The following is a 15545-nucleotide window of genomic DNA, read 5'->3' on the forward strand; positions in this document are numbered from 1 at the left end:
CGAACGTGGGCCAAACATAAATCGTCTACGGCTCGTCAAGATAGCCTGTTTCCGCGGGAAGCCGCATTAAATAAATTTAATACCGGGGGACGGCGTATCGCGCGCCGAGTCTTTGGGACGGCAATCCGTTCGTGTAAAACACGACAAAAAGATGCAAGACCGTCTCGCGTACGCCTGCCTAGAATGGTCCGCACGAAATTGCGTGTGGCGCTCCATTGGCATGATCAGAATTGCAGAATACGAAATCGATCTCGACATGCGCGAGTTGCGCAGAAACGGCGCGCCGCAGCCGCTCGGGGCGCGCGCGTTCGACGTTCTCGCCACGCTGGTTCGAGCCGGTGGTGAGATCGTCACCAAGGAAGCATTGAAGCGCGGCGTGTGGCCCGCCAGGGTCGTCGAGGAAAACAACATACACGTTCAGTTATCGTCATTGCGCAAGGCGTTGGGCGACGCGCGCGCGTGTATCGTCACCGTCGACGGCCGTGGCTATCGGTTCGCCCATCCAGAGGCCGTGCGCCCCCGCCCGCCTTCGCCCCCCGCTGCCCAGGCGCGGAACGCCACGGCCCTTTGCCCTTCGTGCGAGACGCCGCTGATCGGCCGACATGCCGAGATCGACGCTGCGCTCGCCACTCTCGATGCTGCACAGACGCTCACGATCACGGGACCGGCGGGTATCGGCAAAACGGCGTTGGCGCTGGCTATCGCCCATCGGCTTGGCACCGTGGCGGCATTCGATACCTGCTTCGTCGAACTTTCGATGTTGCAGAGCCAGCAGGAACGGCTCGCTGCGATCGCAGACCGATGCGGTGCGGGAACTGACGACGGCACAGCGCCACTCGAACGCATACGCCGCGCGCTAGCCCAACGGCGCAGCCTGGTCGTGCTCGACACGGCGGACCACCTGATCGACGAGGTCGGCTCCCTCGTCGCGCGCATCGTCTCCGACAACCCGAGGCTGCGTGTGCTCGTGACGAGCCGGGAGCGGCTTTACGGCACACACGAGCGTGTGATGCGGCTCGCCCCGCTCGCGGTGCCGTCGTCCGCGGCGTCTTTTGCCGAGGCGCTCGACACGGCCGCCGTCCAGCTCTTTCTCGCGCGGGCGCCGTCCGCCGACAAGGCGATCCGCATCGAGAACAACCTGATCCACCATGTCGCCGAAATCTGCCGACGGCTGGACGGCAATCCGCTCGAAATCGAACTGGCCGCGGCGCGCGCACCGCTCTTCGGCGTGGTGGAGTTGAACCGGCGGCTCGACGAACGCATGGACCTGCTCACCTCGGGCTATCGCACGGCGTTGCCGCGCCATCGGACACTGCGGGCGAACCTCGACTGGAGTTACCGCCTGCTCAGCGCGCCGACGCGCAGGCTGTTTCGCCGCCTGGCTGTATTCAACCATGCGTTCACGCTCGACGCCGTGCGCGCGGTTGCCTGCGACAAGACGCTGAAAGACACATGCGCGATGGAAGGCATATGCGAACTCGCCGCGAAATCGATGATCACGGTTGAGTGCGAGAGCCCGCTCGTGACCTATCGCCTGGGCCAAACGCTGCGCACCTACGCGCTCGAACGCTTGCGATGCGACGACGATGCCACCCCTCTCGCGCAACGCCACGCCCGCTATCTCGCTGCGCTCGCACATGGCCCGGCGGATTCACGATCTGGATGAGCCGCGCCGACGCGCCGTAACCGGCACACCGCGCCACTTGCGCCAGCATTGTGGAGTCATGCCCGTGATATCCCGGAAGGCGCGCGAAAAATGCGCATGGCTGCTGAAACCACAGATCCGGGCAATATCGCTCAATGTCAGGTCGGGATCGGTCAGCATGTTCCTCGCGCGTTTGATTCGAATGCGAAGCAGCCATCGTTTGGGCGTCTCGCCCGTTTCGCCGTTTATCGCCCGCGCGAGGTTCTGACGCGAAATGCCCAGCGCCTGGGCGAGCCCGGAAGGCGTAAGGCCTTGCGCGGGCGAACCGGCGATCCAGCCAAGCGTACTCAGCCGCTGCGCTGTGCTGAGCCCAGGGCCGCGACGATCGAGCAGCAATGCGAGACGATCTGCACCGTCAATGCATGCGGCGCTCGCCATCAACAGGCCGTGCAGGACTCCTCGTGTGCCCGCATGCGTCGCCGCGAGCGCGTCGCGCATCAGCGCGCCGAGGCTCACGCGTTGCGGACTGCCTTGCAAGAGGTGATCGATCAGCGTATCGAAGTCACGTAGCAAGGCGTCTTCGGGCAGCCATTCGCCGCGCTCGCCGCCAACGCGCTCGAGCAACGCCAGAATGAGCCGCGCCTCATGCGATAGATTCGCGTTGTCCTTTAAGTTCTCTGGCGATCGACGAATACGGGATGACGGCACGATTTTTCCAGGCGGATTCCTGTTGATTGCGATTTCGCACTATAGGCAGCGACGTCATCAGGCGCAAGCGTGAATGGCGCGCAAAAGCAGCGACGATGCGGCATCAACGGCGTACGCGCGCTCCATTCTGGAGCAAACAGGTTGCCACAAACTTCGTTAAAAGTCCTGAATGGAGCGCTGAATTGCGGTACGTTTTTCGGCTTGCCGCGACGTCGTGCCGACCGCCGGGATCAGCATGCCAGGGCCAGCTTTACGATCAGACCCGGCGTGTTGTCCTCGAGCCGCAGCGTGCCGCCGTGCAAGGCCGCCACCCCTTTGACGAGCGCGAGTCCGAGACCGACTCCGGGCGTCCCGCGGCTCGCGTCGCCGCGATAGAACCGTTCGGTTACCCTGACTTTCTCGCCATCCGGAATACCGGGACCATCGTCAGCCACCGCAACTTCAATCGAGCCGCCGGCACGGCTCAGGCGAACATCCACGTGCGTGCCCGCAAACTTCAGCGCATTGTCGATGAGATTGCCGATAGCCTGGGCGAGCAACAGAGGATCGACCAGCGCGGGCAAGCTGTCCGGGCCACTCGGGGTGAGCACGAGGCCGCGCAGCTCCGCCAGCGGCTGATAGAATTCCACCGCCTCGCCGACGATGTGAGCGACATCGCTTTGCACGAATCCCGACTTGCGTACGCCCGCATCGATTTCCGCGAGCCGCAGCAGCGCGTTGAAAATACCGATGACGCGGTCGATGTCGCCCAACGCGCCTTCCAGCCGTTCGAGCGTATCGCCGTCGACCTTCTTCTTGAGGTCGAGGATCATCGACTCCATCCTGAAGCGGAGTTCGGTCAGCGGGGTGCGTAGATCGTGAGCGATGGCATTCGATGTATTGCGCACGCTGTTGATCATTTCGATCAATGCCTCCTGCGCGGCCTCGCGGCAGCGCACCTCTTCCTGAAGCCGTGCGTTCTGCTCTATCAAGGCTTTCTGCAGGCGTCCCAGCTTAAGATGCGTCTTGACCCGCGCGAGCAGCTCCTCCATTTGCAGCGGCTTGGTCACGTAGTCGACCGCCCCGACGTGGAAGCCGGCCGTTTTGTCTTCCGTCTGCGAAAGCGAGGTCATGAAAATGACGGGGACCGCGCGGGTGCGCGGATTCTCCTTGAGCCTGCGGCACACCTCGAAACCGTCCAGCCCAGGCATCATCACGTCGAGCAGTATCAGGTCAGGCCGCACGAGATCCGCGCGACTGAGCGCTTCTTCGCCGTCGCGGGCAATCGACACACGCAGATCATTGCCTTCGAGAAAGTCGACCACCAGGCCCAGATTCGACGCCGTATCGTCGACAACCAGAACAAGCGGCGCAATGCTGTCGAGTTTCTCTGTCATGCCGGTTCTCTTCCATTCCAATGCCGCTCGATGAACGCGAGCAGTTCTCTCGATTCGAAATTTTCGGCGAGCCGACGTACCCGTAGCACGAATGCCTGGTAACGCCCGTCGCTTTCCAGTAGCGCATTGGCGTGACGCATGACATCGCGCATCTGCCCCCGCAACGCCAGACGATGCAAAATTTCCATGTCCTCGTGCAAGGGAACGGCCAGCGGCGCGCCCGTGCCGAGGCCCACTGGAACGGACGGCAAAGGCATGGAAGTGCCAGCCGCCGGCTCGTGCGCCGCAGTGTCGATGTCCTGACTCCCCGTGCCATCCGCGCCGCACGCTGCACATACCGAATCGCCCGGTACCTGCACCGCGAGATCGAACCAGAAGCGGCTCCCTCGGCCAAGTTCGCTCTCCACATGAATCTCGCTGCCCATGAGCCATACAAGCTGTTGACTGATGGACAGGCCAAGACCCACGCCCGCGCTGCGCCGCTCGGTATCGCCCGCCTGCTCGAACGGCCTGAACACGCGCTCCAGCTGGTCGCGCGTAATGCCCACGCCGGTGTCCGATACCTCGAACCGCAGGAGGCCGGGGCTGATCTGTCTTACCGCGAATGTGACCTCGCCTTCGTCCGTGAATTTCACGGCATTCGAAAGCAGGTTGAGCAACACCTGGCGCAGGCGCTTTTCGTCGACCCGAATCACGGCCGGCAGGCAACGCGCGATCACGCGGGTCTGCGTCAGGCCTTTCTCCCTCGCCCGCACAGCGACCATGTCCGCAAGCATTTCCAGAAACGGCGCGAGCAGCACATCGGCCAGTTGCAGTTCGGTCTGGCCCGCGCCGATACGCGCAAACTCCAGCAAGTCGTTTATCAGCGTCAACAGATGTGTTCCGCTTTGCTCGATGACTGCGACGTGCGACCTGTGGCGGGGTACGAGCGTGTCGTCGTGGCGCAGGACCTGTGCATAGCCGAGGATGCCGTTCAGCGGAGTGCGCAGCTCGTGGCTGATATTGGCGAGGAATTCATCTTTGGCTTTATTTGCGGCCTCCGCCTCGTCTCGCGCCACGCGCAGCGCCTGTTCAGCGCGCTTGAGAGCGGTAATGTCGATCAACGTGCCGCTCAGGCAGACAGCCGCCCCATCGGCATGCCTGCGCGGCGCGCCGCGCGTGAGAACCCATCGGTATGAGCCGTCGCGGTGCAACAGGCGGTGCTCGATCGCCAACGCTCCGCCGCTTTCGGCCTGGTTCCTGAACGCCTCGCCAAAGCGGTTGAGGTCGTCGGGATGGACGAGTTCCATGAACCGCTCGAAGCTGGGAGCGCCGGCATGCTCGCCATAGCCAAGCCACTCGTGCGCGTTCCAGCAGCGCAGCACCCAATGGCGCTCGTCTTCGCCATCGAGTTCGAGATCCCATACGCCGACGTTGGACCCCTGCATGGCAGCGTCCAGTCGCGCGTTGGTTGCGCGCAGTATCTCCGCTTGCGCCGCGCGCCGTGTTTGCGTCACGTCGCGGATGGCGAGCACCGCGCCGACGACCTGCCCCACATCATCGACTATCGGCGTGCCTCGGGCTTCGACCGGAGCTTCGCGTCCATGCCTGCCGACCAGCCTGGTCCTGAGCGGCAAGTCGACCGGGGCCTGCCTGCCCAGAACCGCGGTGCCCCTGTCGCCCAGCGGCACGTTCGTGTCCTCGTCGATCAGCACGAGCACCTCTGCGAGCGGCCGACCAGCGGCCTCCTCGCGCGACCATCCGGTCAACGCCTCGGCCACGGGATTGATCAGCGTGATGCGCGATTCGCAGTCGGTCGCAATCACGCCGTCGCCAATACTGGCAAGCGTGACCGCATAGCGATGCTCGCTGTCGCGCAGCCGGCGCTCCGCACCATGCTTGTACAGCGCCATCTCCACGACAGTGCGCAGTTGCTGGTCTTCGAAGGGCTTCAGCACGTAGCCGAACGGTTCGGTGACGGTCGCGCGGCGGACTGTCTCCTCGTCCGCGTAGGCGGTGAGAAATACCACGGGCAGACCATGCGCCTCGCGTAGCCGCCTCGCCGTATCGATGCCGTCCAGGTTGCCTTCCAGACGCACGTCCATGAGCACGAGGTCCAGCGGCGCCTGCGCCGCCACCGCGATCGCCTCCTCGCCGCTCGCGACACTGCCCGCGATTGCATGCCCGCAGCGCACCAACTGCTGAGCGATATCGCGTGCCACCACACGATCGTCTTCCACGATGAGTATGCGCGCGGATGCCATGATGAAGCCCGTTGAGTCCTTAAAGTGTGAAGTGAATGACAAAGCGCGTCCCCGCGCCGTTGTCCCGCCGGACCGAGGCATGCAGCTGGCGGGCCAGGTCGGAAACGAGTTGCAAGCCGAGAGAATCCGCCTCCTCGACGGAAAAATCGGCGGGCAATCCAATGCCGTCGTCGGATACGCTCAGGCTGCACCGACGCTCGCCGTCCGACATCAGCTGGACGCGCAGATTTCCACGCCGCCCCTGCGGAAAGGCATGTTTGAGCGCATTCGAGACGAGTTCGTTCACGATCATGCCGCACGCCACCGCCCGGTTCATGTCGAGTTGCACGTCGTCCACCCTCACGTCGAGGGACACGTTCAGCTGGCTCAATTCATAAACGCGGGAAAGATGCGCGCATAGATTGCGGATGTGAGACGCCATGTCGATGCGCGCGAAATTCCCCGCCCGATACAGATTCTCGTGAACCATCGCCATCGAGCGCACCCGGTTTCTGCTGTCCAGGAAGCGTTCCGCCGTCGGCCTGTCTTCGGCGCGTGCCGCCTGGAGGTTGAGAAGGCTGCTGATCAACTGCAGGTTGTTTTTGACCCGGTGGTGCACCTCGTGCAACAAGGCGTCTTTTTCCTCGAGAAGCGCCTCGACCTCTTCCAGGCTTGCGTTCTCGATCGATATCGCGGCCTGCGATGCGAGCAGCCTGAGCACCGCCAGCCGGGAGAGCGTGAAAACGCCCGGTGCAAGTTCGTTCTCGAGATACAGGGCGCCGACCACCCGGTCCTGCTTGACGAGCGGCAGGGACAGCACGGAGCGTGCGGTGCGGCTGCTGAAGTATTCGTCGGCGCCGAAGGGATTCTCCATCGAGGCATCGTCTACCAGCACCGGCTCGTGCGTGCGAAGACTGTGGTGGAGCATCGCGAGCGGCACGGCATCGGACGAAGCCGCGCGCCGGCCTACGTTGACCGTGTTGCCCTCGCGCAGCGCGCTGGCGTCCGCCTCGATCCAGAGCTGCTCCGCGTGCGGCAGGATCAATAGCGCGCGCCGGGCGCCGGCGTGCTCGAGCACGATGGTCATCAGCGTGTGCATGAGCCGCTCCAGCACGCGCTCGCTGGAGATCGCCTGCGACGCCTCGACGACCGTCTCCATCGCCAGTTGATTCGCCACCGGGCCGCCCGACCCGCTCGAGGTGTCCTCCGGCACGAGGCCCGGGTGGCGCGCGTCGAGCGCCCTGACTTTCGCCATCGCCCCCCAGTTCAGGTACGCGAGCCGCGCGTTGCGCAGGTACACGACGCTGATAGCCGCGAACCCGTTGTCCGCATAGAACCGGCCGGCGGTCTCATTGGCAAGGCCCTCGACATGCAACAGACGCTGCTCGCGTGCCTGGCCGATTGCGTGCTCGTAGTGGCGCATGGCTTCAAACTCGCGTTTTTGCACGCGCGCGAGTTCGGCCTCGACCAGCGCGGCGCGCGAGGCGAAGTTCGCGGGCGAGTGCCGGGCCCAGCCGCGCAGCTTCTCCACGTGGTCCGCCAGCGCGGCCTGGTTGTCAGCCTGGTCGGCGGCCTGTTCTGCGGGTGCAAGGCTGTCATGCCACTGCAGGCGCGCCAACGCACCGAAGAAGTGATATTCCGCGAGTTCGAAGTGGCCCGAAGTGGTCCACAACAACGGCGCTGCGCGCTTTTCCGCCTCTAGCGCGCCGCCAATGTCGCCGGCGAAAAAACGCGCCTGCAACTGCCGTATCCAGTACCAGCATGCCGCGATGGCGAGTGCGGGATTGCCTTCCAGATGCCGCTCCAGAGAAGCCTCATCCGCATGGTCCGCATGGGCAGACCCGAGCCAGGGCGCCAGCCCCCGCAGTCCGCGGATCAGCGACAACTGCGCGGTCATGATGTCGACGATCAGCCCGAACCCCGCGGCGCGGACGATACGCAAACGCTCGACGCCTTCGTCCTCGACGTCTGCAAGCGGATGGCCCGCCGCAAGCAGGCTCGTGACCAGACAGCAACTGCTGAAGCCAATGTAGGTGAGGTCGCCGCTCTGCGTTGCCGCTTCGAACGCCCGCCGCAATAGCGGTAGCCCCGCGCGCATGGGCTGTGTCCATGGCATCACGTGATAGGCGAAACACATGTACACGCGCGCCCTGAACCGCCCCAGCCCCCGCTCGTCCACGAGTGCCAGTCCGAGCCTGCCGAACTCGAAACCCGCGCGGTAGTCGCCGAAAATCGGGCCGGCCACCATGCCCAGGTAGGCGAAACCCAGCGAAGACGCATCGGTATTGCCATGCCGGATGCTCAGGTTCGCCATGCGCGACAACACCAGACACACCAGGTTCTCGTCCGTGAAGAAGGCCGGCGGCAGCACGGCGGTCAGCACATTGAGCGTGGCCTCCAGCGTGTCGTCCTGGAGCAGCGGAAGGTCGATGAGGGAGGCGATCGTTCGCTGTCCGATCCGCTCGCGCAGCGCCGCGTACTCGGCAACGGCGGCCGCGCGGTCGGGATGCGCAACCCAGTCGATGCCGACCTCGCGCAGATAGCCGAGACAGATTTCGACAGCGGCCTGCATCCGATCGAGTGCCGTGTGGAGCGTCACACGAAGAAACGCGACGGCGGCCTTGTGCGGCACGTTGCTGGCGGCGGCTGCGAGCTCGCACAGACGTTCTTCGGCCAGCGCGGCGTTGCCCGTGAGGAATTCGCATTCGGCGCGCAGCAGTTCGAACGAGAATTTTTCGTGGTAGTGCGTCCGCCACGCGTCACTGCCGAGAATATCGCTTCCGAGCGTCAGATACGCGAGCGCAGAGCCATAGGCCGCAGAGCCCCTCGCGCGCCGGCCGGCGCGCAAGTTCAGACCGGCCACGCGCGCGCGCACTCCGAAGTCCTCGACGACATGAATCGCGCGGTTGTACTGGTTGACGATCTCGAAGATATTGAGCTCGACATCCTGATCGTCGTCCTCGTTGTCCAGCATGGTCCCGATGCGCAGATGCGCAGATGCGCGATCCGCCTCGGCCATCAATGCGTACGCGGCCTCCTGAATCCGGTCGTGAACGAACGCGTAGCCATCGGCCTGCCGATACACGACGCCCTGGGCGACAGCTTCCGCGAGGGCTGCATCGATCGCTTCGCCCGACTGACCGCTCACGCGCGCGAGAACCGCAGACGAAACACGGGCGCCAAGGCACGCGAAATCCACCAGCAAGCCGCGAGTCGCATCCGACAGGCGGCCAAGCTTGTCGACCATCAGATCCACGACGCTGTCGGGAAAACTTCTACGCGCAATCCAATCCGCGTTGCACACCCATTCGCGACGCACCTTGTCAAACGTGAGAAAGCCTTCGTCCGCCAGCGCCTGCAGGAACTGCACGGCGAAAAAAGGATTCCCGCCAGTCTTGTCGAACATGACCTGCGCAAGTTGCACCGTGGCTGGCTGATCGCCGTGCATCGCATCGCGCACGAGGCGGCCCACGTCTTTCACGCCGAGCGGAGCCAGCAACAGGTCATGAACGCGAACCCGCCCCGCGCGCATCGCATCGACTACCCGCGTCAGCGGGTGCGTGGGCCCGACTTCGTTGTCGCGAAACGCGCCGATGAGCAGCAGATCGCCGATGTCCTGGCCTTTACCCAATGCCTCGAGTACCGAGATCGTGCCGGCGTCCAGCCACTGGAGATCGTCCAGAAAAAGCACCAGTGGGCGCCCGGGAAAGGCGAAGGCGCCTATGAATCGCGTGAGCGCCGCGACGAACCGTGTCTGGGCATCCTGCGGCGGGAGTTCGGTAACCTGCGGCTGCGGGCCGACCAACTGTTCGAGTGCGGGAATCAGATCGACTATCAGCTGGCCGTGAGAACCCAGCGCGTCCTGTATGCGCCGCCGCCATGTGCCGATCTCCGCTTCTTCCTCGTCGAAAATCTGCTGCACGAGCGCAGCCAGGCACTGAGCCATCGTTGCGTACGGAATATCCCGCTTGTACTGGTCGAATTTTCCTGCAGCGAACTGGCTGCCCGAACCCGACATCACCTGATGGAACGCCTCGACCAGCGACGACTTGCCGATTCCCGAGTAGCCGGACACCAGAACGCATTCCGGCGAGCCGTCCCGGGCGACACGGTCGAAGGCCGCAACCAGCGCCCCCACGTCCGCTTCCCGCCCATACAGGCGCCCGGGAATAAACAAGCGGTCGTCCGAGTCGGCAGCGCCCAATGCGAACGGCTCGATGTGCGCTCCGCGCCGGCATTGCAGGGCGCAAAGCCGCAAGTCGTGCTCCAGGCCTCTCGCGGTCTGGTATCGGTCTTCAGCGGCTTTCGCGAGCAGTCGCTCGACGATGGCGGCAACGGCATCGGGCACCTCCGGCGCGTATTCCTTGAGCGAGACAGGCTTTCTCGCCGTATGGCAGTGCAGCCACTCGGCGCCCGACTGGGCCAGAAAGGGGAATCGGCCAGTGAACATCCAGTAGATAACGACCCCTAGCGAGTAGAGGTCGGAACGCGTATCGGGCCGCCGGTTGACGAGTCCGGTGCGCTCCGGCGCGACGTATGGAAGCGCGTCCGCGAACAGGAGCGGCTGCGGGACATCCCTGCCTGCGGCGTCGGCATCGGAAGACAACCCGAACCCGGTGAGCGCAACCCCGCCGGTTTTTGCGTTGACCAGCAGGTGGGTGGGCCGGATGTCGTGATGGATGAGCCCGCGCGCATGCAATGCATCGAGCGCGGCCGCCGCGTTCGACGCTATCGCAAGCAACTGGCCGTGCGACATGAGGTGCGGCTGCATGGAAGCGAGAACGCTGCCGCCCGGATCCTCGAGAAAGAGTGTGGTGCGCCGGCTCTCCCGTAACAGCGCGTGCGGCTGGGTGAAGCGCGGACTGTCGAGCCGCGTGCGCAGCCCATAGGCGTTCTCCAGCAACGACAGGACTTCCGCAGAAGGCTGGCTTGCCGACGGCCGCGCGGCGAGCCGCGTTCGCGCCGCGCCCCGCGTTTTGACGCGTGACAGGACGAGCGCACCGTCGTCACACAACGTTTGAACGACCTGGTCTTCTCGATTCATGACGCTGCCGCATGAGTTCGCGGCTTCATAGGGGGCTCGATTTCATGTGTCGGCCGAAAGCATGTACCCGGAATTTCGCACGGTGTGCAGAAGCGAACTCTCGAATCCCGCATCGATCTTTTGCCGAAGCTTGCTGACGTGCACATCAATCACGTTGGTCTGCGGATCGAAGTGATATTCCCAGATATTCTCCAGCAGCATGGTGCGCGTCACGACCTGATTGGCATGCCGCATCATGTATTCGAGCAGCTTGAATTCGCGCGGCTTCAGACTGATCGCCTTGCCCGCCCGCGTAACTCTTCGCGAAAGCAGATCGACGCAAAGGTCGCCCACCTTGAGCGTCGTTTCGAGCGCGTCGTTCTGCGAGCGGCGTATGAGCACCTCGAGCCTCGCCAGCACCTCTGCGAACGCGAAGGGCTTGACCACGTAATCGTCGCCACCCGCCTTCAGCCCGCGAATGCGCTCGTCCACGGCATCGAGCGCGCTCAGGATCAGCACCGGCACCTTGCTGCCCGTCGCCCGCAGTGCCGCGACGATGCCGAGCCCATCCACGCCGCCCGGCAGCATGCGATCCAGAATGACCGCGTCGTACGTACCCCCCATGGCGAGAAACGTGCCGTCCCGCCCGTTGTCGGCGAAGTCGACCACGTGCCCCGCCTCCTCGAGCCCCTTCCTCAGAAAACCGGCTACCTGCTGATTGTCTTCCACTAACAAGATCTTCATTCCAGCCACTCGCGGTTCCGGGCGGCCACCATACACGGCAGCGGCGCCGCGCCGCTGCTCGTGCAAAGCCCGATCTTCCTTGCTTCTGCCACCTCGCCTCCAATTATCGGTCCAGCGCCGATATTTCGATTTCCGGCGTGTCATTAAATTTGGTTAATGTGCCGTCCAGCACCTGGCGCCGGCGCTCTGCGGCGCCGCTCCCCCAATGAGTACGGGGCTTTGCGCCGCTATTGCGGAAACGGTAGATTAACAAAAGTTAATTTATGGATAACAGTGAGGAAAAGACGTGTCGCCTATCATCCACTTCGATACGGCCCGCGCGCAATCAAGCCGCTCACGATATCGGCGTGCCATAAGCCAGGCGGGTTGCCGCGCGCCCAGTCCCTTGCCAGAGCCATACCGAGCAAAAAAGACATGAATCACGCGACAGCACTCTCTCCATCGTTCGCTGCGCACGCGCCGGTCATTCAGGTCGGCGAATGCGAGCTGGATCTCGGGTTGCGGGCGCTACGCCGCGGCGGCAAGGCGGTGGAACTTGGATCCCGTGCGTTCGATGTGCTCACCACCATCGCTCTGGCGGCAGGACGCATTGTCTCCAAGGACGAACTCATGGAGGCGGTCTGGCCCGATACGATCGTCGAAGAGAACAATATCCATGTGCAGCTTTCGGCGATCCGCAAGGCGCTGGGCGCGGACCGCAAGCTGATCCTGACGGTGCCGGGGCGCGGCTACCAACTGGCGGCGGCCCCGGACGTGCGAATCATGCCGTCGGCTCGTCATGAAGCCGGACCGGCGCGTGAGCCCAATGTACTGCGTGCGGGCGAAGCATTGCTCGGGCGGGACGCCGCAATCGCCGAAATTCGCTCGATGATGTCCTCGGCGCGCATCGTGACGCTCGTCGGCGCGGGCGGCATCGGCAAGACGAGAATCGCCCGTGAAATCGCGCACCGGCTCGCCACAGAGCAGGCGATCGACGTGCGCTTCGTCGAACTGGCCGCGCACGTCACGCGCGCGGCGGTTGCCCAGGCGTTCGCGGACGTCTGCGACGCGCCATTCAACGGGAACGAGCCCGATCCGCGCATCGTGGCGAATGCGCTGGCCGGCTGGCCCGGCCTGCTCGTCATCGACAATGCCGAACACGTCGTGGAGCACGTGGCCGAAATCGTCGACCTGACGAGCCGTGCCAATCCCCGGGTTACGATTCTCGCCACCAGCCGGTTCCGCCTGCGCGTGTCCCTCGAAACGATCTATCGTGTCGGCCCGCTCGCGCTACCGGACGCAGGCGTCAGCCGCGATGCCGTGCTCCGCTCCCCCGCGATCGGTCTCTTCCTGCGGCGGCTGCACTCGAATGGCGTGAACGCCGAGATGAGCGATGACCGGCTCCGGATGGTCGAGGAAATTTGCCGCCGCCTCGAAGGCATACCGCTCGCGCTCGAACTGGCGGCCGGACGCGCTTCCGTACTTGGACTGGAAGGTATCCGCGAAGGGCTGGACGAACCCCTGCACTATCTTGCCGGCGGTTATCGCACCGCCCAGCCCCGACATCAGTCTCTGCGCGCCGCATTCGACTGGTGCTTCGACATGCTCGAGGCCGACGAGCAAACGGTGTTCAGGCGCCTGAGTGTCTTCAACCGCGCCTTCACGATGCAGGCCGCGTCTCAGATCGCCCGCGATGCCACGCTATCCAGCGAAGCCGTGATGGACTGTATCGGCGAACTGGTCGACAAATCACTGGTCGAGATTCAATTCGAAGGTGCGGATGTGAAATACCGTCTATTAGCGCCGGCTCGCGCCTACGGACTTGAAAAACTGCTTGCCGCAGGCGAAATCTGCACGATTTTCGAGCGGCATGCGCTCTTTTCCAGCGGGCACCTTCCCGCGATTTCAAGCGAATCCGGGGCATCGAATCCGTCCCGGGCGCCCCAAATAATCGAGGCGGGACGGTGGAGATAATTCCCTCCGCATTCATCGTGTGAAAGGCTTAAAAAAACGGGCTGCACGCCGATATTTACGAGCAGAACGATGCAATCTTGAATTCCGAAACGACATCGTCGAGCAGCGCAGCCTGTTCCTTGAGCGACTGGGCCGCGGCTGCAGCCTGCTCAACGAGTGCTGCATTTTGCTGAGTAGCGGTGTCCATTTGCAGGACAGCCCCACTCACCTGTTCAATGTCCTGGCTCTGTTCCTGCGTAGCCCGGTGCAACTCAGCCATCAAGCCGCTTACCGCTGCAACTGACGACACGACCTCTGTCATGATCGTGCCCGCCCTTTGCGCGAGCAGCGAACCTTCGTCGATCTTCCCGACGGTGGCGCCGATCAAATGCTTGATCTCCTTTGCCGCCTGGGCACTTCGCTGAGCAAGACTTCGGACTTCACTCGCGACGACCGCAAAACCGCGCCCGAGTTCTCCAGCCCGTGCTGCCTCGACGGCAGCATTCAGCGCCAGAATGTTGGTCTGGAAGGCGATGCTCTCAATCAGGCCCACGATTTCGGCGACCTTGCTGGAATGCACCGATATGCCTTGCATCGTCCGGACGACCTCGTGGACTACCTCGCCGCCTGCAGATGCTGTTTGTGAAGCCACCAATGCCTGTCGACTCACGGTATTGGCTGTCTCCGCGTTTTTCTTGACGGCCCGCGTCAACTGCGCCATGTTCGCGGCTGCAAGTTCAAGCGACGCTGCCTGTTGTTCGGTTCGCCGCGAAAGATCTGCGCTTCCGGAGGCAATCTCCTGTGCGCCGACATTGATGGTTTCCGTTCCGCCGCGAACGCTGCGGACAGTTCGCACCAGCGCGTCCTGCATTGTCCTGACGTCCGCCATGAGCATTCCCATCTCGTTCCGATATTCGGCGAGCACGTCACCCTGAAGATTGCCTGAGGCAATGCGCGCGAGATGTGTCTTGATTTCAGCGACAGGGCGCACAACGATTCCGACGAGGATCAGCCTCGCGATGATGCCCACGGCAAGTGCGACTATCGCCGTTCCGGCAAGCATGGCCACCATCCAATGAAAGCGCGACTGCGCCTGCGCAAAACGTTGCCGCTGCGAGTCGACGACCGCACTCTCCCGTTCCTTCATCGCGCTTTGATAAGAGGCCACCGCATCCTGTGTTGCCTTCCCCTGGAGCGCCTTGAAACGGCCGAAATCCATTTGGCCGAGCGCTTCGGCTGCCGGCAGGACTGCCTTGTCGAGCACAGACCGGCGGCGCTCTGTCAACTGCCTCACCGCTTCTGAATCCGCCCTTGGCTGCAGTGAAAGATACTTCGAGAATTCCAGTTCGGAATCCTTTAGATCCTGTCGGGCACCCGAAAGCAAGGCCGGCTCCGGGTCGCCCAGACCATATAGCGAAAGGTAACTATCGAGCGAAACGCGTGCACGCTGAAGCAACGCATCGCTGGTCTTCAGCGCGACCAGCGAACTGGTATCCACTTCATACATGGCTCGCAGCGCGTCGTTGTTCAGCTTCAGCGCCAGAATTCCCGCGGAACTCGTCGCAGCGAGGATGACAACGAACACCGAAATGACGCAAGTCAGTCCACCTTTTATGCTGAACCTCTTGAGCATATCTCCCCCGATTCACGATGTGTCAAATCGACCTCTCACCCGGGCCGTGACGACTTTTTATTAATATGGAAAGATTCCGCCCGCGGCCCGTCAACCTCGTATGCGTCGACCGCCCCATAACGTTCTGCACCCCGGTTTTCAAGCGGGGGGATCACAGTCTATGGAGAAGTCCAATATCCTTCTAATGAAAAATTGGCCTTCCTCGATACCCATTTCGGCATTGGTATAAATACCTATCATTCCCTCCTGGCATAGTCGCGCA

The 15545-nt window shown here is 63.4% G+C and carries 8 protein-coding genes; 2 read left to right on the forward strand and 6 right to left on the reverse strand.

The window, feature by feature from the left end; translation table 11 throughout:
- Positions 1–220 precede the first annotated feature (220 nt).
- Entirely contained in the window at positions 221–1666 is a 1446-nt protein-coding gene (locus BHE01S_RS09885; RefSeq protein ID WP_052405805.1) for an ATP-binding protein, read from the forward strand.
- Here the strand turns inward: BHE01S_RS09885 and BHE01S_RS35970 are convergent.
- From BHE01S_RS35970 to BHE01S_RS09910, 5 genes are all read right to left on the reverse strand, one after another.
- Positions 1652–2161, reverse strand: coding sequence for a helix-turn-helix domain-containing protein (locus BHE01S_RS35970; RefSeq protein WP_157025259.1), 510 nt, complete (start codon positions 2159–2161; stop codon positions 1652–1654). The genes BHE01S_RS09885 and BHE01S_RS35970 overlap by 15 nt on opposite strands.
- Positions 2162–2583: 422 nt before the next feature.
- Positions 2584–3729: a hybrid sensor histidine kinase/response regulator gene (locus BHE01S_RS09895; RefSeq protein WP_042263219.1), complete on the reverse strand. Its 1146-nt coding sequence runs from the start codon at positions 3727–3729 to the stop codon at positions 2584–2586.
- Positions 3726–5972 (reverse strand): hybrid sensor histidine kinase/response regulator, encoded by a 2247-nt coding sequence (locus tag BHE01S_RS09900; protein WP_052405809.1) that lies wholly within the window; start codon positions 5970–5972, stop codon positions 3726–3728. The genes BHE01S_RS09895 and BHE01S_RS09900 overlap by 4 nt, the downstream gene beginning before the upstream one ends.
- Positions 5973–5991: 19 nt before the next feature.
- Complete coding sequence (locus BHE01S_RS09905) at positions 5992–10995, reverse strand: AAA family ATPase (RefSeq protein ID WP_084068719.1); 5004 nt, start codon at positions 10993–10995, stop codon at positions 5992–5994.
- A gap of 42 nt (positions 10996–11037) precedes the next feature.
- Positions 11038–11718 (reverse strand): response regulator transcription factor, encoded by a 681-nt coding sequence (locus tag BHE01S_RS09910; RefSeq protein ID WP_042263221.1) that lies wholly within the window; start codon positions 11716–11718, stop codon positions 11038–11040.
- Positions 11719–12132: 414 nt separating this feature from the next.
- Between BHE01S_RS09910 and BHE01S_RS09915 the strand changes: the two genes are divergently transcribed.
- Positions 12133–13671, forward strand: coding sequence for an ATP-binding protein (locus BHE01S_RS09915; RefSeq protein WP_052405812.1), 1539 nt, complete (start codon positions 12133–12135; stop codon positions 13669–13671).
- 55 nt (positions 13672–13726) lie between these two features.
- Here BHE01S_RS09915 and BHE01S_RS09920 read toward each other — a convergent pair whose 3' ends face one another.
- The gene (locus BHE01S_RS09920) at positions 13727–15283 is read right to left on the reverse strand and encodes a methyl-accepting chemotaxis protein (protein ID WP_042263224.1); all 1557 of its coding nucleotides are present in this window, start codon (positions 15281–15283) and stop codon (positions 13727–13729) included.
- Between the last annotated feature and the right edge of the window lie 262 nt (positions 15284–15545).

The organism is Paraburkholderia heleia NBRC 101817, from assembly GCF_000739775.1.
Classification (GTDB): domain Bacteria; phylum Pseudomonadota; class Gammaproteobacteria; order Burkholderiales; family Burkholderiaceae; genus Paraburkholderia; species Paraburkholderia heleia.

Coding starts and splice junctions, on each gene's coding strand:
- BHE01S_RS09895 (WP_042263219.1), bottom strand. CDS start 3,729: ATGACAGAGAAACTCGACAGCATTGCGCCGCTTGTTCTGGTTGTCGAC.
- BHE01S_RS09885 (WP_052405805.1), top strand. CDS start 221: ATGATCAGAATTGCAGAATACGAAATCGATCTCGACATGCGCGAGTTG.
- BHE01S_RS09915 (WP_052405812.1), top strand. CDS start 12,133: ATGAATCACGCGACAGCACTCTCTCCATCGTTCGCTGCGCACGCGCCG.
- BHE01S_RS09920 (WP_042263224.1), bottom strand. CDS start 15,283: ATGCTCAAGAGGTTCAGCATAAAAGGTGGACTGACTTGCGTCATTTCG.
- BHE01S_RS09910 (WP_042263221.1), bottom strand. CDS start 11,718: ATGAAGATCTTGTTAGTGGAAGACAATCAGCAGGTAGCCGGTTTTCTG.
- BHE01S_RS09905 (WP_084068719.1), bottom strand. CDS start 10,995: ATGAATCGAGAAGACCAGGTCGTTCAAACGTTGTGTGACGACGGTGCG.
- BHE01S_RS09900 (WP_052405809.1), bottom strand. CDS start 5,972: ATGGCATCCGCGCGCATACTCATCGTGGAAGACGATCGTGTGGTGGCA.